Origin of the sequence: Pseudomonas aestiva, assembly GCF_039908605.1 — a bacterium.
Classification (GTDB): Bacteria; Pseudomonadota; Gammaproteobacteria; order Pseudomonadales; family Pseudomonadaceae; genus Chryseomonas; species Chryseomonas aestiva.
This window is the reverse complement of the sequence record NZ_CP150916.1, coordinates 1,230,883-1,250,975: the sequence shown is the minus strand read 5'-3', so window position 1 is coordinate 1,250,975 and position 20,093 is coordinate 1,230,883. Positions and strand designations below refer to the sequence as shown.

At 67.3% G+C, this 20,093-nt stretch carries 12 protein-coding genes; 5 read left to right on the top strand and 7 right to left on the bottom strand.

All coding sequences use genetic code 11. The features are described 5' to 3' along the window. Positions 1–132 precede the first annotated feature (132 nt). The gene (locus AABM56_RS05765) at positions 133–2,406 is read right to left on the bottom strand and encodes an ATP-dependent DNA helicase (RefSeq protein WP_133859923.1); all 2,274 of its coding nucleotides are present in this window, start codon (positions 2,404–2,406) and stop codon (positions 133–135) included. After that, on the bottom strand, positions 2,403–4,064 hold the full coding sequence (locus AABM56_RS05760) for a VRR-NUC domain-containing protein (RefSeq protein ID WP_187978631.1): 1,662 nt from the start codon (positions 4,062–4,064) through the stop codon (positions 2,403–2,405). The genes AABM56_RS05765 and AABM56_RS05760 overlap by 4 nt, the downstream gene beginning before the upstream one ends. Positions 4,065–4,246: 182 nt before the next feature. Here AABM56_RS05760 and AABM56_RS05755 point away from each other — a divergent pair, with 182 nt between their 5' ends. The 3 genes from AABM56_RS05755 to AABM56_RS05745 all read left to right on the top strand — a co-directional run bounded on the left by AABM56_RS05755 (position 4,247) and on the right by AABM56_RS05745 (position 9,270). Further along, complete coding sequence (locus AABM56_RS05755) at positions 4,247–5,524, top strand: glucarate dehydratase family protein (RefSeq protein ID WP_133859925.1); 1,278 nt, start codon at positions 4,247–4,249, stop codon at positions 5,522–5,524. A 147-nt stretch (positions 5,525–5,671) separates the two neighbouring features. Then, complete coding sequence (bglX, locus tag AABM56_RS05750) at positions 5,672–7,951, top strand: beta-glucosidase BglX (RefSeq protein WP_133859926.1); 2,280 nt, start codon at positions 5,672–5,674, stop codon at positions 7,949–7,951. Between the two features lie 380 nt (positions 7,952–8,331). Further along, positions 8,332–9,270 carry a LysR family transcriptional regulator gene (locus AABM56_RS05745; RefSeq protein ID WP_133859927.1) on the top strand — a complete coding sequence of 313 codons (939 nt, stop codon included), beginning with the start codon at positions 8,332–8,334 and terminating at the stop codon, positions 9,268–9,270. Between the two features lie 18 nt (positions 9,271–9,288). Here AABM56_RS05745 and dld read toward each other — a convergent pair whose 3' ends face one another. The 3 genes from dld to AABM56_RS05730 form a co-directional block, all read right to left on the bottom strand. Further along, positions 9,289–11,058, bottom strand: a complete 1,770-nt coding sequence (gene dld, locus AABM56_RS05740; protein ID WP_133859928.1) for a D-lactate dehydrogenase — start codon at positions 11,056–11,058, stop codon at positions 9,289–9,291. 80 nt (positions 11,059–11,138) lie between these two features. Beyond that, complete coding sequence (locus AABM56_RS05735; RefSeq protein WP_347883899.1) at positions 11,139–12,482, bottom strand: MFS transporter; 1,344 nt, start codon at positions 12,480–12,482, stop codon at positions 11,139–11,141. Positions 12,483–12,642: 160 nt separating this feature from the next. Further along, positions 12,643–13,779, bottom strand: coding sequence for an iron-containing alcohol dehydrogenase (locus AABM56_RS05730; RefSeq protein WP_133859930.1), 1,137 nt, complete (start codon positions 13,777–13,779; stop codon positions 12,643–12,645). Positions 13,780–13,993: 214 nt separating this feature from the next. Between AABM56_RS05730 and AABM56_RS05725 the strand changes: the two genes are divergently transcribed. Next, positions 13,994–14,770, top strand: a complete 777-nt coding sequence (locus AABM56_RS05725; protein ID WP_133859931.1) for a carbon-nitrogen hydrolase family protein — start codon at positions 13,994–13,996, stop codon at positions 14,768–14,770. A 170-nt stretch (positions 14,771–14,940) separates the two neighbouring features. Continuing rightward, positions 14,941–16,941, top strand: coding sequence for a methyl-accepting chemotaxis protein (locus tag AABM56_RS05720; protein WP_133859932.1), 2,001 nt, complete (start codon positions 14,941–14,943; stop codon positions 16,939–16,941). Positions 16,942–17,135: 194 nt separating this feature from the next. Here the strand turns inward: AABM56_RS05720 and AABM56_RS05715 are convergent, their stop codons facing one another. Both AABM56_RS05715 and AABM56_RS05710 read right to left on the bottom strand, forming a co-directional pair. Next, positions 17,136–19,109 (bottom strand): choline BCCT transporter BetT, encoded by a 1,974-nt coding sequence (locus AABM56_RS05715; RefSeq protein WP_133859933.1) that lies wholly within the window; start codon positions 19,107–19,109, stop codon positions 17,136–17,138. A 120-nt stretch (positions 19,110–19,229) separates the two neighbouring features. Continuing rightward, positions 19,230–20,087 (bottom strand): AraC family transcriptional regulator, encoded by an 858-nt coding sequence (locus AABM56_RS05710; RefSeq protein WP_263259200.1) that lies wholly within the window; start codon positions 20,085–20,087, stop codon positions 19,230–19,232. Between the last annotated feature and the right edge of the window lie 6 nt (positions 20,088–20,093).

Sequence of the window (20,093 nt, the reverse complement as noted above, 5' to 3'; positions counted from 1 at the left end):
CCTATAACGGCTAAGGCAGTTGCTCCTACAGGCTCGATGTAATCGTAGGAGCGGCCCATGGCCGCGATCAACAAAACACCGGAGTGCCATAGGATCAGTTGCATCGGCGGGCGGCCATGACCACGGTAGCCTTCAAGCGGGCGCAGGTTCGCCCGTGGGCACCGCGCCCTCCTCCACCTGCCACCAGGTCGGCAGCAGCGCCCTGACCTCGGGCTGGGTGAATCGGTCGTCGATGAGGTAGAGGCAGCCGCGGTCCTGCACGGTGCGGATCACCCGGCCGGCGGCCTGGATGACCTTTTGCAGGCCCGGATAGAGGTAGGCGTAGCGATAGCCGTCGCCGAAGCGCCACTGCAGGCGCTGGCGCAGCTGTTCGTTGACCGGATTGAGCTGGGGCAGGCCCAGGGTGGCGACGAAGGCGCCGATCAGGCGGTCGCCGGGCAGGTCGATACCCTCGCCAAAGCTGCCACCGAGCACGGCGAAGCCGATGCCGCGGCCGTCGGCCTGGAAACGCTCGAGAAAGGCCTGGCGGGCGGCCTCGTCCATGCCGCGGGACTGGCGCCACTGGGGCACGTCGGGCGCCAGTTCGGCGAGGGCCTCGGCCACCTGGTCGAGGTAGTCGAAGCTGCTGAAGAAGGCCAGGTAGTTGCCCGGTCGCTGGCGATAGCGACTGGCGATCAGGGCGGCGATGGGTGCGCGGGAGGCGGCGCGGTCGGCGTAGCGGGTGGAGAGCCGCACCAGGCGCACCTCCAGCTGCTCGGCGGCGAAGGGAGAGGCGACATCGACCCAGGCACTGCCGGCCGGGACCCCGAGCAGGTCGCGGTGAAAATGCTGGGGAATCAGGGTGGCCGAGAACAGGGTGCAGCTGTGCGCCGCCGCCAGCCGCGGACCGACGAAGGGCGCCGGCACCAGGTTGCGCAGATTGAGTTGCGACTGCGCCTTGCCGCGGCCCTTGAGCAGGGTGACGTCGAACAGCGAGTGATCGCCAAAGGTCTCGCCCAGGCGCATGAACTGCAGCAGGTCGAAGAACAGCGTCTGCAGCTCCGGCGCCGGTGGCTGCCCGGATTCGCCGAAATGCTCGGTGAGCAGACCCACCACCCGTTGCAGGGCGGTCAGGAAGGCAGCGGGCAATTCCGCCTGCACCTGGTAGTCGACCTGCTGTTCCTTGTGCAGGCGATTCCATTCGCGATTGAGCGTCTGCAGGCCCTTGGCGATGGCCGGCGGCGCCACCGCCTTGCCAGACGCCAGGCGACGCTGGTCGAGACTGGCGCTGTACATGCCACGGGCGCGGTCGAGCAGGTTGTGGGCTTCGTCCACCAGCACCCCGACCCGCCACTCCTGGGTCTGGGCCAGGGCATGAAGCATGGCGCTGCCGTCGAAATAGTAGTTGTAGTCGCCCACCACCACGTCGCTCCAGCGCGCCAGTTCCTGGGCCAGGTAGTAGGGGCAGACCTGATGGGCCAGGGCCGTCTCCCGCACCCGTGCCCGGGTCAGTTGCGTGGGTTCGGCCAGGGCCGCGGCGCGCGCGGCCGGCAGCCGGTCATAGAAGCCACGGGCCAGCGGACAGGACTCGCCATGACAGGCCAGCTCCGGGTGCTCGCAGGCCTTGTCCCGCGCCACCAGCTCCAGCACCCGCACCGGCGCGTCCAGGGTATCGAGACCGTGCAGGGCCAGGGCGCGGCCAGGGGTCTTGGCGGCCAGGAAGAACAGCCGGTCCAGGTTCTGCCGCGGCATGGCCTTGAGCAGCGGGAACAGGGTGCCCACCGTCTTGCCGATGCCGGTGGGCGCCTGGGCCAGTAGGCAGCAGCCAACGCTGGCGGCCTTGTAGACGGCCTCCGCCAGGGGCCGCTGGCCGTGGCGAAAGTCGGGATGGGGAAAGGCCAGGGTCGCCAGCGCCGTGTCGCGCGCGGCGCGATGGGCCAGTTCCTGGCGCGCCCAGGCGAGAAAGCGCGAACACTGCAGCTCGAAATGCGCGGCCAGGTCCGCGGCCGTCCACTGCTCGGTGAAGACGGTCTCGGCGCCCGTGCCGATATCGAAATAGACCAGCGCCAGGGTCAGCTCCGCCAGCGCGCGGCTCTGGCAGAGCAGATGCCCATAGACCTTGGCCTGGGCCAAGTGCAGGTGGCGATGGTTGCCCGGCTGGCGTTCCAGGCTGCCCCTGTGGGTCTTGATCTCTTCCAGGCGATTGGCGGCGGCATCGAAGCCGTCGGCGCGACCACGCACCTGCAGATCCTCGAAATCGCCCTGCAGGCTGACCTCGCACTCATAGCCGGGACCGCGCCGCGCCGCCACCCGCTGGTGGCCCTCGATGCCTTCCAGGGCGGTGGGCGACGGGGTGAACCTGAGATCCAGGTCGCCGGCCTTGGCGGTGAATTCGCAGAGGGCGCGAACGGCGATGCGATAGCTCATGCGGAGGTCGCGGCCACCTGCCACTGCACGTGGCAGACGCTGACCGGGATGTCATGGGCGGCGAAGAAGTCCAGCCAGCGGCGCTGGTTGTCCTGCAGGCGATCGCCGGGGCCCTTGACCTCGATCATCCGGTAGCGGCCGTCCGCCGGCCAGAACTGGATCAGGTCGGGCAAGCCGGTACGATTGTTTTCCGGATCCTCCAGCAGCCGTTCGAAGCACAGCCGCAGGTGTCGCGCCGGCAGGCAGGCCAGGGCCTGGTCGAGCAGTTCGCTGCCGAGGATGCCCCAGGCGACGAAGGGCGAGGCCAGGCCGCGCTTGCTGGCGAAGCGCTCGCGGATCACCGCTGGATAGGAGCCGTCGTCCAGCCGCGCCAGGCAGGCGGCGAAGGCCTCGGCCCGTCGCTCGCGAAAGCCCGGCAGGCGCAGATCGGCGGGCTCGCGCTGATAGGGGTGGAAGAAGGCGCCGGGGATGGCGAGGAAGATGGCGTCCCAGCACAGCAGCCCGAACAGGCTGGTGAGCAGGGTGTTTTCCACATAGTGCACCGGCGCCTCGTCGCGGCCCAGGTGCTCGCGCACCAGCCACTCGACCCGGCGCAGGCCGTCGTTGACCAGTTCGAAATCGAGCCGCTCCACCGGACTGGCCGGGCGGCGCCTGTTGGGCGGCCCACCCTGCTTGCGCACCAGCCGCGGCAGGATGCGCGCCACCTGCTGGCGCTCGGCGTCATGGGCCGGCGCGGCGACGATGGCTTCCGCCAGCGCCTGGGCGGCGGACCAGTCCTCCAGCCGTTCGAGCATGCGCAGGGCGCGGATGCGCGACTCGGGATGCGCCGAGGCGGCGTAGAGCGCCTGCGCCTGGGCCAGTTCGCCGAGGCGTTCGTGGTGCTGCGCCAGTTCGTGGAGCAGCTTGCCGCGACGCAACTCCAGCCAGGTGTTGGCGAAGCGCTCGGCGGGCAGCAACGGCAGCAGCTCGGCGGCCGGCAGCCCGTCGCGTAGCGCCTGCCGGCAGCGCTGGATGTGCAGATAGGCATCCACCTCCTGGCGCTGGCCGAAGGCGCGGGATTCGGCGCTGAAGGCCACCGTCTCGTACTGGAAGATCCCCAGGTCGGCCAGCACGAAGTCGGTCCAGTCCTGGTGCAGGTTGCCAAAGAACAGCAGACGCAAGCGATCGCAGAGATCCATCAGCGTCAGCCGCCAGACGCCCTCCTCCACCAGCTCGGGCACGGTGCCGGCCCAGCCGCTGAAGGCCAGGGGCGTGGCCTGCTCGGCTTCCAGGCGCGCCAGCCAGTCTTCCTTGCGGCCGGCCTTGGGCAGGCGGGCGCCGAAACAGCCGAGCAGTTCTTCCTTGCGCAGCAGGGCGAAGAGTTCGATCAGGTGCAATTCCGGATCGGCCAGCAGCCAGCCGAGCCCCACCAGGGGGGTCGCCGCGGCGCGGGGGCAGCCGATCTCGCCATAGACCAGCTTGCTGGCGCGGAACACCTCGCCCTTGCGCATCACCAGCCGCACCAGCAGGGCCCGCGAAGGCTGCGGCAGGTCGGCGAAGGCGGCGATGAAGGCCTGCTCGCGGTCGTCGAGCAGGTCGGGATAGCGCAGGGCGACCCAGTCCAGTACCCGCTGGAAGTTGTGCAGATAGTAGAAGGGATCTTCGAGCGGAGCTTTCATGCGAAACGGACGAATGAGGTGGCGGCTGGCTATTTATCCAGCCCCGACCGGAGCGGGCAACCCCGATGCGATATGCGGTCATGCCATCAGGACCTTGGCACTTCTTTCGGTTGAAGATCCCGACCGCTAGTCATACGATGACTGACAAAGACCACCACAATGACAAGTCCAGGAGTCTGAGCGTGAAGATCAAACGGATCACCGTCACCCCCATCGCCTTTCGCGATGCCCCGCTGCTCAACGCCAGCGGCATCCACGAACCCTATGCGCTGAGATCCATCATTGAGGTGGAGAGCGACAACGGCCACATCGGTCTCGGCGAGAGCTATGGCGACGCCCCGGTGCTGGCGGTACTCAAGGCCATGGAAAGCAGCCTGGTCGGCCTCTCCGCCTGGGACCTCAATGGTCTGCGTGCGCGGGTGGTGACGACCGCCGCCAGCCTCGCCGGTGGCGTGGTGGCCGGTGCCGAGCTGGCACCCGGCTCCCATCCGAGCAAGCAGGTGGCCAACGCCTATTCCGCCTTCGAAGTGGCCTTCCTCGATCTGCAGGCACGCTCCCTGGGCATTCCCCTGGTCGAGCTGCTGGGCGGTGCGGTCCGCCGCGAGGTACCCTTCAGCGCCTACCTGTTCCTCAAGTACGCCGAGCATATCGATGCGCCCTACAAGCCCGATCGCTGGGGCGAAGCCATCAGCCCCGAGCAGGTGGTGGCCCAGGCGGCGCGGGTGATCGAGGAGAACGGCTTCCAGAGCATCAAGCTCAAGGCCGGCACTCTGCTTGGCCCGGATCACGAAGCGGCCTGCATCAAGGCGCTGCGCCAGGCCTTTCCCGAGGCACCGTTGCGTATCGACCCCAACGGCAACTGGTCGCTGGAAACGTCCCTGCGCATCGCCGAGGTGCTGAAGGACGACCTGCAGTACTACGAGGATCCGACCCCGGGCCTCGACGGCATGGCCGAATTGCACCGGCGCACCGGCATCCCCCTGGCCACCAACATGGTGGTCACCGACTTCGACGAATTCCGCCGCAGCGTGGCCCAGAACAGCGTGCAGATCGTGCTCGCCGACCACCACTACTGGGGCGGCCTCAGGGACACCCAGATCCTCGCGCGGATGTGCGACACCTTCGGCCTGGGCGTCTCCATGCACTCCAACTCGCACCTGGGCATCAGCCTCATGGCCATGACCCACGTGGCCGCCGCGGTACCCAACCTGGCCTATGCCTGCGACACCCACTATCCCTGGCAGGAAGAGGACGAAGAGGTCATCCAGGGCGGCAAGCTGCCGATCCGCAATGGCTGCGTGGCGATCAGCGACGCCCCCGGCCTGGGTGTGGAGCTGGATCAGGACCAACTCGCCAAGCTGCACGAGCAATTCCTCGCCATCGACATCCGCAGCCGCGACGACGTGCGCCAGATGCGCAAGTACCAGCCGGACTGGGAAACCCGCAAGCCGCGTTTCTAGCTCTTCGCCCCCCGCTCCCACGCCCCTGACGACCGGCCTTGCCGCCGGCCGTCAACGGCTCCGCTTCCCGGCGTCGCGGCTGTACAATCCCCTCGGCACAAGGGTGCTCAAGAACAACGAGAAAGTACGCACAGGGAATTGGGGACGATGTTGAACGCACCACGCCTCACCGCACTCATGCTCGGCCTGGGACTGGCGGTCAGCGCCACCCTCGCCCCGGCGCAGAACCAGGATCCGGCGCGCGCCTATGTCGACGCCCTGCTGGCGAAGATGACCCTGGAGGAAAAGATCGGCCAGCTCAACCTGGTGAGCGTCGGGCCGGACTATCCCAAGGAAGCCATCATGGCGGACATCCGCGCCGGCAAGGTGGGCGCCATGTTCAACACCGTGACCCGCCCCGACATCCGCCAGATGCAGGACCAGGTCGTGCACAGCCGGCTGAAGATTCCGCTGTTCTATGCCTATGACGTCATCCACGGCATGCGCACCATCTTCCCCATCAACCTGGGCCTGGCCAGCACCTGGAATCTCGACGCCATCGCCACCAGCGGGCGCATCTCCGCCCTGGAAGCGGCAGCCGATGGCCTCGACCTGACCTTTTCCCCCACCGTCGACGTCACCCGCGAACCGCGCTGGGGCCGTGCCTCGGAAACCTTCGGCGAAGACACCTGGCTGACCTCGCGCATCGGCGCCACCCTGGTGCACGCCTACCAGGGCGACGACCTGCGCGCCCCCGACAGCCTGATGGCCAGCATCAAGCACTTCGGCGGCTATGGCGCCGTGGAAGCCGGACGTGACTACAGCAACGTCGACATGAGTCCGCAGCGGCTCATGCAGGACTACCTGCCGCCCTATCGCGCCGCCGCCGAGGCCGGAGCCGGCGCGGTGATGGTGGCGCTGAACAGCATCAATGGCGTGCCGGCCACGGCCAATCGCTGGCTGCTGCAGGACCTCTTGCGCAAGGACTGGAACTACCAGGGCCTGTTGATCAGCGATCACGGCGCCATCAACGAACTGGTGCTGCACGGCGTGGCCAGGGATACCCGCGACGCCGCCGAACAGGCGCTCAAGGCCGGCGTCGAGCTGAACATGCACGACGACGTCTATGGCAAGCAGCTGCCCGCCCTGCTGGCCGCCGGCAAGGTGACCCAGGCCGAGATCGATCAGGCCGTGCGCGACATGCTGCTGACCAAGTACCGCCTGGGCCTGTTCGACGATCCCTATCGCCGCCTGCAGGGCCAGGATCCGGTCGACACCAACGCCGAATCGCGCCTGCACCGCGCCGAGGCGCGCCAGGTGGCCCGCGAGAGCCTGGTGCTGCTGAAGAACGAAAAGGCCGTGCTGCCGCTGCGCAAGGGCGCCACCCTGGCGGTGGTCGGTCCGCTGGCCGACAGTCCACGCGACGTCATGGGCAACTGGTCCGCCGCCGGCGTGGCCGCCCAGGCCGTCTCCATCCGCCGCGGCCTGGAAAACGCCGTGGCCGGTCAGGGCAAGGTGCTCTATGCCAAGGGCGCCAACCTGCTGGACGACCGCGATGTGCTGGCCTATCTGAACTCCTATGAACCGGCGGTCGCGGTGGATCCGCGTAGCGCCAGCGAGCTGATCGCCGAAGCCGTGGCCACCGCGCGCCAGGCCGAGGTGGTGGTGGCCGTGGTCGGCGAATCCCAGGGCATGGCCCACGAGGCCTCCAGCCGCGCCCGCATCAGCGTGCCCGACACCCAGCGCGAGCTGATCAAGGCGCTCAAGGCCACCGGCAAGCCGCTGGTGCTGGTGCTGATGAACGGCCGCCCGCTGGCGCTGGAATGGGAACAGGAGCAGGCCAGTGCGCTGCTGGAAGCCTGGTTCCCCGGCACCGAGGGCGGCAACGCCGTGGCCGATGTGCTGTTTGGCGACCACAACCCCTCCGGCAAGCTGACCATGACCTTTCCCCGCGAGGTGGGCCAGGTGCCGCTGTACTACAACCACCTGAGCAGCGGTCGGCCCTTCGACGCGGCCAAGCCGAACAAGTACACCTCGCGCTACTTCGACATCGTCAACGGTCCGCTCTACCCCTTCGGTTACGGCCTGAGCTACACCACCTTCGACGTCTCGGCGCCGCAGCTGTCCAGCGCCACCCTGAAGAAGGGCGATACCCTGACCGCCAAGGTCACGGTCGAGAACACCGGCACCCGCGCCGGCGCCACCGTCGTGCAGCTCTACCTGCACGACGTGACCGCCTCCCTGGCGCGACCGGTCAAGGAGCTCAAGGGCTTTCAGAAGGTGATGCTGCAACCGGGCGAAAGCCGCGAGCTGGACTTCCCCATCACCGAGGCGGACCTGCGCTTCTACAACAACGACCTCAAGCTGGTCTCGGAACCGGGCGAATTCAAGGTGATGGTCGGCCTGGATTCGGAGCGGGTGCGCGAGGGGAGTTTTACACTGCTCTAATGGGGATCATCCCTCACCCCAACCCTCTCCCAAAGGGAGAGGGGGTAGAAGCGTGCCCCCTGATACCGTCCTGCCTCCCTGCGCTCCTTGAACGCTAACCTCTCCCTTCGGGAGGGTAAAAGCGTGCCTCTCAGTGTCGCTGCCTCTCTTCGCACCTTTGCCGCCCCCTCTCCCTCCGGGAGAGGGTTGGGGTGAGGGACCGGATGCGTGCCTTGACGCCGGTCCGTTGGGCTTCGCTGGCGCTCAACCCAACCTACACAGCCCCGTAGGTTGGGTTGAGGCGGTTCTATCGCCGAAGCCCAACGAATCGAGCCAGGCCTCGTACCCGCTGTTTATTGTTGAGGATGTGATCGCAGCCACTGCGGTATAACGTTCAGTCAATGAAAAATCTCGCCAGCCTCAACACCATCATGTCGCGCCTGCACGCCAAGCAGCTGCGCCTGCTCATCGCCCTGGCGGAAAAGGGTTCACTGCTCAACGCCGCGGAAGGCCTGGGGCTCACGCAGCCAGGCGCCAGCAAGGCGCTCAAGGAGCTGGAATCCACCCTGGGAGTGGAATTGTTCCTGCGCACCAACCGCGGCCTGCTGCCGACCCCGGCGGGTACCTGCGCCATTCGCTTCGCCCGGCTGATCCAGGCCGACCTGGACAATCTGCGCCATGAGCTGCACGCCATCGCCAGCGGCTCGGGCGGCAAGCTGGCCATCGGCACCATCATGGGCGCCGTGCCCCTGCTCACCCATGCCATCTCGCGGCTGCTGGAATTGCAGCCGCGGCTGTCGATCGAGGTGGTGGAGGACACCAGCACGACCCTGCTCGGTCTGATCGACCAGGGACGGCTGGACGCGGCCATCTGTCGCCTGTCGGTGAGCGAGCGGCCGGAAAGCTACGATACCCTGGTCATCAAGGACGAGTCCCTCGCGGTCATCGCCCACGCCTCCCATCCGGCCGCCCGGCGCGAGCGGGTCGAGCTGCAGGATCTATCGGACAGTCGCTGGGTGGTCTATCGGGCCAACATGCCCATGCGCCGCACCTTGGAGCACGAGTTCTTCGAAGCCCAGCTGCCGTTTCCGCTGCACCTGATCGAGACCACCTCGGCGCTGACCACCCTGTCGCTGCTGAGCCGCAATCCTCGGCTGGTGGCCCTGGTCTCGGTCGAGGTGGCGGACTATGTCTGCCAGCATGGCCTGGTCAGTCGCCTGCCGCTGCAGCTCAGGTCCCCTAGCGAACCCTATGAGCTGGTCTCGCGGCGCAGCGCTCAGCAGAACCCGGCGTTCGCGCTGCTGGTGGAATCGCTCTACGCGATCCAGCAGGAAAACTGAGCCGCCCGGCACTCCCGTTCAGGACGTGCGACTCGTCTCCGCAGGCGCCGCTCGGGCCGCCTTCGCCGCCGCGGCGATGGCGTCGCTGGAGTGCTCCGCGCAGCAGTCCTCCTGCCAGCGATGGCGCCGCGTCAGCTGCCCGATGCCGGGATTGAAGGCGTTGGTCGGATCGAGCTGGCGATAGTGCCGCTCCAGTTCCGGCGCCGCGGCGTAGAGGTGGCCGACATTGTGCTCGGCCGGATAGCGGGCGCCGCGGGCATCCAGCAGGGCCAGCAGGCGCCGCTTGAGCGCCGCGCAGTCGTGCCCCTTCTTCACCAGGTACTCCTGGTGCAGCACGTGGCAGAAGAAGTGCCCGCAATACATGGTCACCTCGATCTGCTCCGCCAGCTCCGGCGGCAGGGTCTCGAACCAGTCCTGGGTGTTGCGCGGCAGGGCGATATCCAGGGCGAGGATGTCTTCCACGCTGTCCCGGTGCACCGCGCGGTAGCGGTTGATGGCATTGCCGACCGCGAAGCGATTGAGGAAGGCGGCGTTGCCCTCCTCCGCATCGCACTCGATGAAGTCCGCGTCCGCGCTGGGCAGCCAGGCCTGCAGATAGGCGCGCGCCTCGTCGATGCCCTCTTCGCCCATCTTGAGCAGCAGGTGATGCTCGAAGCGCTCGGCGAACGCGTTGAGCCGCGCTGGCAGATGCTCGGGCAGCGGCGCGGCGAGGCGTTGCAGAAGTCGGTCGCCGAGCTGGGCGCCCAGGCCCAGGCGTTCGCTCAGGGCATCGAAGCGGGTCTTCCAGGCAAAGGCCTGGGGTACCCGCTGCGCACCGCAACGCTGGATGAACAGGAACAGATCCTTGCCGTAGGTGCGACTGAGCTCATAGGCCGTGCGGTGCATGTACTCGCCGGCAATCGGCAGAGAGGCGAAATTGACCAGGATGTGCCGGCGGATGGCTTCCAGGTCAGCCGCTCGATTGGAACCGATGTAGAACACCCGGGTATTGCGATCGGCGGCAAAGGTATCCAGGCGCAGGGCGAACACGGCGAGCTTGCCCGCCGAGCCCGAGGCCTCGTACAGCCGCCGCGGATCGGCGTTGTAGCGGGCCGGGGTGGCCGAGGTCACGTCGCGGACATGGCGGGCGTATTCGCGATCGGAGGCCATGGCCCCGACCGGGTCCTGCACGGCGCTGTCGTCGAAGCGGCCCTCGTCGAGCCGGGTAAGGATCTCCTCGGGGGTGTCGCCCAGCGCCAGGCCCAGATGGTTGACCAGTTGCAGTTGCCCGGCCTCGTCGATGCGGGCGAACAGCGACAGCTGGGTAAAGGCCGGTCCGCGACGGATCAGCGAGCCGCCGGAATTGTTGCAGACGCCACCGGTGACGGAGGCGCCGATGCAGGTCGAGCCGATCACCGAATGGGGCTCGCGCCCCAGGGGTTTCAGCGTCGTCTCCAACTGGCTCAGGGTCACGCCTGGCTGGGACAGCACCTGCTCGCCCTGGCGCAGCAGAGCCAGGCGGGTCAGGCGCAGGGTGTTGATCAGCACCACCGGCCGGTCGTAGCCCTCGGCCACCGGAGTGGAGCCGCCGGTCAGACCGGTGTTGGCCGCCTGACAGATGATGATGGTCCCGGCGCCGTGGCAACGCTGCAGCACCTGCCACATCTCCAGCAGGGTGCCGGGCTGGACCACGGTGAGCACCGCTCCGCCGCCATAGCGGATTCCCAGGCGGAAGCGCCGGGTCGCGGCGTCGCCCTGCAGGACATGGCGCCGCCCGACGATGGTTTGCAACTCGCTGACCAGATCCATGACGTCCTCTTCACTGACAAGGAAAGCGGAAGCGAACGGCGGTCGCTTCCGCTCGAAAACGCGCGGCTATCCCGGCGTGGCTACTCGGCCAGCAGCCCGGTGGTCGACTGACCGGGGCGTCGGGTCACCCACAGCATCAGCGCCGCGCACACCAGCAGGCAACCCCCGAGCAGCATCAGCCCCCCTTGCGCCGAGCCGAACAGGGTGGTCAGCAGGCCCAGCAGATAGGGGCCAGCGAAGCCGCACAGGTTGCCGAAGGAGTTGATGACGGCGATGCCGGCCGCGGCCGCGGCGCCCTGCAGGAAGGCGCCGGGCAGCCCCCAGAACAGCGCGATGGCGCTCAGGCTGCCACCCACGGCGAAGGCGACCCCCAGGATCATCAGCAGGAGGTGCTGGGGAAAGGCCGCGCAGAGGATCAGGCCGATACCGGCCAGCACCGACATCAGGGCGCCATAGGCGCGCTGGTTACCCGTGCGCTGGGCCTGACGGGTGATCCAGACCATGGTCAGCGCGCCGAACACATAGGGGATGGCGGTGATGAGGCCGATGTCCAGGACCGAGGCCACCCCGGCGTTCCTGATGATGGTCGGCACCCAGAAATTGATGCCGTAGTTGCCGAGCATCAGCAGGACGTAGATGCCGGTCAGCAGCCAGATGATGGGCAGGGCATACAGGCGCTTCAGGGCGATGCGGGGCTTTTCCGCGGCCTCTACGGCGAGGCGCCGGGTGAGCTCGGCCTTTTCCTGCACGTTCAGCCACTTGGCATCCTGGATGCCGTTGTCCAGCAGGCAGAGCACCACCACCCCGACCACCACGGCCGGTACGGCCTCGATGACGAACATCCACTGCCAGCCGGCCAGCAGGCTGCTGCCGCCCATGTAGTACATGATGGCGCCGCTGAGCGGACCACCGAAGATGAAGGACACCGGGTTGCCGAGGATGACGATGGCCATCATGCGGCTGTGCAGCGCCGAGGGAAACCAGTAGGTCAGGTAGAGGATGACCCCGGGGAAGAAGCCCGCCTCGCAGACGCCGAGCAGGAACCTCAGGCCGTAGAAGGTCAGCTCATGGCTGATGCCCAGCCACTGGGCGATGGGCCCGGTGAAGGCCATCAGCGACGAGACCAGGCCCCAGGTGATCATGATGCGCGCGATCCACAGCTTGGCGCCGACGCGATGCAGCATCAGGTTGCTGGGGACTTCGAAGATGAAGTAGCCGATGAAGAAGATGCCGGCGCCCAGGCCATAGGCCGCGTCGGACAGGCCGAGGTCGCTGAGCATGGCGAGCTTGGCGAAGCCGACATTGACCCGATCGAGATAGGCGATGATGTAGCCGAGCAGCAGCAGGGGCAACACGCGCCAGGCGACCTTGCGATAGAGCGGATCGAACGGCACCGGGGATGCGCTGGTACTGGGATGGGCCATGATGTTTCGCGTCCTTTAATTGTTGTGATTGTCGCGAGGGTGTTGCAGGGCAGTCGTCGGTCATCCGCAGCCCATTGCCCGCCCGGCACGAGTCGGGGCGCAAGGCAGGACGGCGGACGACGCTGCAGCGGAAGGGCTTTCCGCTACGGACGACAGGGCTTCAGAGCGAGGCCCTGATCAGTTGGGCATAGTCCTCCGCCGAGGCTTCCCGGGGATTGGTCTTGTGGCTGTGATCGGCCAGGGCGCCGCTGACGATGCGCGGGATGAGTCCCGGGTCGACGCCCATCTGCGCCAGACCCGTCGGCAGCCGCAGGGCTTCGGCCTTGTGCGCCAGCGCCTGCTCCACCGACAGCTGCGCCGGCAGTTGCATGGCCTGGGCCAGGCGTTCGAGTTTCTCGTCGCGGATCACCGATTCCGCGCTCCGGTTGAAGGCCACCACGGCCGGCAGCAGGACCGCGTTGAGGGTGCCATGGTGCAGCCGCGGATCGATGCCACCCAGCGAGTGACTCAGGCTGTGCACGCAGCCCAGCCCCTTCTGGAAGGCCAGCGCCCCCTGCAGCGAGGCGCTGAGCATCTGGGTACGGGCTTCCAGATTGTCTGGTTCGTTGAACGCCAGTTCCAGATGGCGCCAGGCCCGCCGCAGGCCGTCCAAGGCGATGCCCTCGGCCGGCGGATTGAAGCCGGGCGCGAGAAAGGTCTCGATACAGTGGGCCACCGCGTCCATGCCCGTGGCGGCGGTCAGGTGCGGCGGCAGGCTGAGCGTCAGCAGGGGGTCGCAGATGGCCACCCGCGGGATGACATGGGGCGAGAGGATGCCGACCTTGCGGCCATCATCGAGAATGATGATGGCCCCACGTCCCACCTCGCTGCCGGTGCCGGCGGTGGTCGGAATGGCCACGATGGGCACCGTCGCCGCGGTAATGCGCGCCAGGCCGCCCTCGATGACGGCGAACTGTTTCAGCGGTCCCGGATGACGCGCGGACACGGCGATGGCCTTGGCCAGGTCGATGGGCGACCCGCCGCCGACGGCGATGATGCCGTCGCATTCCGCGTCGCGGAAACAGGCGACGCCCTCGCGGGTGGCGGCCTCGGTGGGATTGGCCGGGGTGGCGTCGAACACCTGGTAGGCGGCCAGGGGGTTGAGCGCCATCAGCTGCTCGATGAGACCGGCTGCCACCACGCCCCGATCGGTGACGATCAGCGGTCGCTGGAAGCCCAGCCGCGCGTTGACCTCGGCCAGTTCGGCCGCACAGCCGGCGCCGAAGCGGATCTCCGTTACATAGTTGATTATCGCCATGACCCGTCCTGTTATTCTTGAAATTGATAGACGGCCCGACTATAGCGAGGCGCTTCCGCGCCAAATACTGAGAGGTAGCGATAGCGGTATAACCGGGAGGCAACCCAGCGTATTCAGGTAGCGCGGAGGTATCGTGCCCCCTAGCTGGACGCCCCAACACCCGCGGTGGACGGGCCCGGATCGCCCGGTCGCTGCCGCTTGCTCTGGAGTCTCGATGCCCACCCTTACCCTGGCCGCCGCCCAGTCCGTTTCGATCGCCGGCGATCTCGCCGCCAATCTGCGCTGCCATCTCGACTTCATCGCCGCGGCGGCCGACGCCGGGGTGGAGCTCCTGCTGTTTCCGGAACTGTCCCTGACCGGCTATGAACCGACCCTGGCAGCGGCGCTGACGCTGGACGGTGCCGATGCGCGCCTGCGGCCCCTGCGCGAGGCCTGCCGCGTGGCCGGGCTCACGGCCGTGGTCGGGGCGCCGATCCAGGGTCCGACGGGGCTGCAGATCGGTGCGCTGATCCTCGGCGCCGATGGCCGCTGTCGCGTCCACACCAAGCAATACCTGCATCCGGGCGAGACACCGCCCTTCGTCCCCGGTAACGGCGGGGACTTGCTGGAGGTGCGGGACGTAAAGGCCGCCCTGGCCATCTGCGCCGACAGCAATCACCCGGCCCATGCCGATGCCGCCCGCGCCCGTGGCGCCGATCTCTACCTGGCCTCGGCGGTGATAGGTCCGACCGGCTATCCCGCCGACAGCGCCCAACTGGCCGACCATGCCCGGCGGCTGAACATGGCCGTGCTCATGGCCAACCACGGCGCGCCCACCGGCGGCTATGCCTGCGTGGGTCGCAGTGCCTTCTGGCAGGCCGATGGCCAGTGCCTGGTCGCGGCGCCAGGAGACGGCCCCTGCCTGGTGATCGTCCGCCGGCACGCAGGCGTCTGGCAGGGCGAAATACGCTTTTGCGATCCTGATCGCTGCACGGCGCAATCCTCTGACTAAAAAGCGGCTAGCAGGTCACGCCACGACCGGAATGGCGATTTGATATCTCGACCCCTCTGCGACTAAAGGTCACACATCGCACGCCGATAAGGCTCTGACATCCCTGTTCAGAACACCGCCAAGGATGCCTTTCGCAGCGTGAAAGACGCTGTAACCGCAGGAGCGACACCATGGCCTTGAACACCATTCGGACCCGCTACACCCTGATCTTCCTGGGCTTCATCGGCGCGACCCTCGCGGCCACCGTCATCGGCATCCGCCTGTGGGTGACCCCGGACCTGGTCGCCGCCGGTGAATCCGCCGTGCTGACCCGCGTCAACGAGGTGGGCACCCGCATCTATCGCGAACTCAACCAGATCCAGGCGCAGCAGCGCTCCATCACCCAGACCGTGCCGCTGCTGGACAGCGCCGCCATCGACCGGGTACTGCCCGGCCTGGTGGACCAGTACGGCGATGCCAAGGTGTTCGGCGGCGGCATCTGGCCGCTGCCCAACCAGCGCGAGCAGGGGCGCGACAAGTTCAGCACCTTCTATCACCGCGATGCCGGCGGCAAGCTGATCGTCAACACCCACTGGAACTCCCCCGAGTCGCTCAACTACTGGGAGCAGCCCTGGTTCCAGGCCGGCCTCAAGGGGCCCGCCGGCCAGTGCGTCTGGGCCGCCGCCTACAAGGACGCCGCCAGCGCCGAGCCGCGCACCAACTGCGCCATGGCCATCCAGCGCGACGGCAAGGCCTTTGGCGTCTCGACCATCGACCTCACCCTGGGCTTCTTCAATCCCCTGGTGGACAGCCTGCGCAAGGAACTCGACGACACCGACATGATGATCGTCGAGGCCGACGGCAAGATCCTCAGCAACCTCAGCGAACTCGGCGATTCGCAGATCCTGAACAACGTCTCGGCCTATGCCGCCCGTTCGCCCTTCGTCGCCGCCATCCAGCAGAACCTCGGCAAGCTCAAGGGTGAGGCCGTGGTGCGCGACACCTATGTCGACGAGCACGGCACGCCGCACACCTTCTTCCTGCGCCCGCTGGCCGGCACGCCCTGGCTGCTGGCCACGGCGCTGCCCACCTCGCTCATCGCGGCGACCAACACCGGCATCCTCAAGACCCTGGCGGCGATCCAGCTGCCGCTGGTCCTGCTGCTGGTGAGCATCATGGTGCTGGCGCTCGGCAAGCTGATGGGTCGCCTGGGTCTGCTGCAACGCAACATCGAATCGCTCTCGGCAGGCGATGCCGACCTGACCCGACGCATCCCGGTGCACGGCAAGGACGAGGTGGATGCAGTGGCCGGCGCGGTCAACGGCTTCATCGGCTATCTGCAGCGTCTGATCGGCGAGGTGGGCGACGCCACCGACCGCATCGACACCGGCCTCAAGCAACTGCACGGCCAGGCCCAGCAGAACGGTGCCATTCTGGCCCGCCATGCCAGCGAAACCGACCAGGCGGTGACGGCCATCACCGAGATGAGTGCCACCTCCGACTCCGTGGCCCGCAGTGCCAGCGATACCGCCTCCCTCACCCAGGCCGCCAACGGCCAGGCCGAGCGCTCGCGCGCCGTGGTTCAACAGGCCTCCGCCAGCGTGTTCGCCCTGGTCGACCAGGTGGAAGACGCCACCCTCAAGGTGCAGGCCATGCAGAGCGATGCCCAGCGCATCAACGATGTCCTTGGGGTGATCGGCGAGATCGCCGGCCAGACCAACCTGCTGGCGCTCAACGCCGCCATCGAGGCGGCCCGGGCCGGCGAGCAAGGGCGTGGCTTCGCGGTAGTGGCTGACGAGGTGCGCGCCCTGGCCGGACGCACCCAGCAGAGCACCGCCGAGATCAACGAGATGCTCAGCCGCTTGCAGCAGGGCGTGAGTTCCGCGGTCGCGGCCATGGAAGTGACCAAGACCAGTTGCCAGAGCACCGCCGAGAAGACCCGTGAGGTCACCGACGGCCTGGACGAGATGAGCGGTTCAGTGGTGCGCATCAGCGACCTGTCGACCCAGATCGCCGCGGCCGCCGAGGAGCAGAGCGCGGTGGCCGGTGAGATCAACCAGAACATGGTCGCCGTACGCCATATCGTCGACGATCTGGTCACCAGCGGGCAGCGCACCGCCGAGAGCACCGCGGCGGTGCAGTCGTCCAACGAGCAGCTGATCGCGGTGGTCCGGCGCTTCCGGGTGAAGTGACCCAAACGCCGCACCATGAAAAAGCCGGGCACTGCGCCCGGCTTTTTCGTTTCAGAACCTGTTCACGATCTCGCGAGCTAGAGACAAACAAGGCGAAAATGCCTGAGGAAGCGGAGTTTACGAGTGGTAAATGAGCATTCCGAAGGCATTTTCAACGCAGTTTGGCCGACGCGCAGCAGATTGTGGACAGGTTCTCAGCCCACCAGATGCAGGAAATGCATGTGGCGTTCGTACTGGTCGAGGATGTCGCCGATGACGTCCTCGCGCGACCAGCCCATGACGTCATGGTCTTGCCCCCCCTCGCGCAGATAGACCTGGGCGCGGAAGTACTTGCGCTCCTCCCCCGGCTCGCTGCCCATGACGAAACTGGGCATGGCGTAGGCGTGGGGTCTTACCTGGTAGACGAACTGGGGCTGCTCGGCCGGACCGACATACAGCCGCACCCCGCCATCCTCGCGGTCTTCCACGCCGCAGACATAGCCCTGCTTGCGCCATTCCTCGGCCACCGCCAAGCAGGCCGGCTTGGCCACCTCGCCGATGAAGCGCACCACGTGACTACGCCGCGGAAACATCGCCAGGCCGCGCAGCCGGCGCTGCCAACCCCCCGGCGTGCGACTGGTCGGTGGGGTGAGGCTCAGCGACTGATGGCGCAGGCCGCGTTTGGTGGCGTCCAGCTTCAAGGCCTTGAGCAGGCCATGCATGCTGAACAGCAGGGCGATGGTGAACGGCAGGGCACTGGCGATGGTGGCGGTCTGCAGCGCCTTGAGGCCGTCCGCGAGAAGCAGCGCGATGGCCACCAGGCCCATGCTGGCGCCCCAGAACACCCGTTGCCAGACCGGCGTCTGGTCCTGGCCGCCGGAGGCCAGCATGTCCACCACCATGGCGCCCGAGTCGGCCGAGGTGACGAAGAACACCACCACCATGACGATGGCGATCAGCGAGATCACGCTGGCGAAGGGGAAGTGCTCCAGGAAGGCGAACAGCGCCAGGGAGCTGTCCTGGGATACGGCGGCGGCCAGGTCGGTGATGCCCTCGGTGAGGATCATGTGAATGGCGGTGTTGCCGAACACGGTCATCCACAGCAGGGTGAAGCCGGCCGGCACCAGCAGCACGCCGGAGACGAATTCGCGGATGGTCCGGCCGCGCGAGATGCGCGCGATGAACAGCCCGACGAAGGGCGACCAGGCCAGCCACCAACCCCAGTAGAACAGCGTCCAACCGCCGATCCAGTCGGTGGGTCGATAGGCGTTGAGATTGAGGGTGCGGCTGACGATCTCGCTGAGATAGCCGCCGGTGTTCTCGACGAAGGTCTGCAGGATCAGCACGGTGGGGCCGAGGATGATCACGGTGAGCATCAACAGCACCGCCAGGCCCAGGTTGAGCTCCGACAGCCGCCGCACGCCCTTGTCCAGCCCCGAGACCACCGAGAGGGTGGCCAGCGCCGTGGTGATGACGATCAGGCCGATCTGCACCGGGGTGGACACCGGCACGCCGAACAGCACATTGAGCCCGGTGTTGATCTGCGACACGCCGAAACCCAGGGAGGTGGCGACGCCCAGCACCGTGCCGATGATGGCGAAGATGTCCACCGCATGGCCGATGGGTCCGTAGATGCGCTCGCCGATCAGCGGATAGAGTGCCGATCTCAGGGTCAGCGGCAGGCCGTGGCGGTAGCTGAAATAGGCCAGGATCAGAGCGACGATGGCATAGATCGACCAGGCGTGCAGGCCCCAGTGGAAGAAGGTGATGCGCATGGCCTGGCGCGCGGCGTCCACCGTCTGGCCATCGGCATAGGGCGGATTGAGAAAGTGCATCACCGGCTCGGCGACGCCGAAGAACATCAGGCCGATGCCCATGCCAGCGGAAAACAGCATGGCGAACCAGGTGGTGTTGGCATAGTCCGGTTCGCTGTGGTCCGGGCCGAGCTTGATGTCGCCATAGCGACTCATGCCGAGAAACACCACGGTGCCGAGGATGATGGCCACGGCGAGGATGTAGAACCAGCTCAGGTTGGTGATGATCCAGCCCTGAATGGCGGCGAACAGCCACTGGGCATTCGCCTGGAACAGGCTGGCATAGAGCACCAGCGCGAGTAGCAGCAGGGTCGAGGTCCAGAAGACCGGAGGACTGAAGGTGGGACGAGCGGCAGATTCTCCCTGGCCGGTCATAAAAGGGCTCCTGTTTATGAAGTGCGCACAGGTTGACTGCCCTCGCCGGGGATCGTTTCGCTGGCGGCGCTCATTGAACGACGCATGCCGCAGGGCGAAACCCGCCTGACCGTTGCGGCGCTAAGGGCCGGGTGCGCTAGCCGTGGCAGACACGGCGGGCGGTCTGGCCAGCCCACGAAACCAGCGGGCTGGAGCCATGCCGAAGGCCTGGCGGAAATGTTTCGTCATGTGACTCTGGTCGTAGAAGCCCGCCGCCACGGCCGCGTCGGCCAGCCCCAGCCCCAGGCGCACGTGCAGCCGTACCTGGTCGAGGCGGCGCAGGGTCAGGTAGCGATGCGGACTGGTACCGAAGTAGGCACGAAAATCCCGGGTCAGACTCCAGCGATCACGGCCGGCGCAACGGGCCAGGTCGTCCAGGGTGACGGCCTGGTCGAGGTTGTCCTCCAGGTATTCGCGGGCGCGCAGCGCCGCGGCGAAATCGACCCGACCGCGACTTGGCCAGGTCTGGCAAACCTCGGCCAGGGTAGCGACCAGGCCATAGAGGGCATCGTCGCGCCCCAGGGCATCGGGGTGCTCGTCAAGGGTGGCGAACACCGCATCGGTGGCCCGTGCCAGGCGTGGATCCAGCGAAACACCCTCCCGATGGAAGGGCAAGGGCCGCCCGCCAAGGATGTCCTGCACCAGGGCCGGCGGCACATAGAGCATCCGATAGCGAAAGCCGCAGGCGGCGCCGGCGCGACCGTCGTGGACCTCGTCCGGGTGGAAGACCATGGTCTCGCCCGGCAGGCTGCTGGCCTTGGCGCCACGATAGGAAAAGCTCTGCACCCCGGCCAGGGTACGACCGATGGCATAGGTCGCATGACGATGGGGATCGAAGGCATGGCCGCTGAAAAAGGCCTCGATGGATTCCAGCCGGTCATCCAGCGGAGCATGGCGTACCCAGTCGGCGGGGTTGGGCAGCTCGGTCGTGGTGCGCATGGCGTC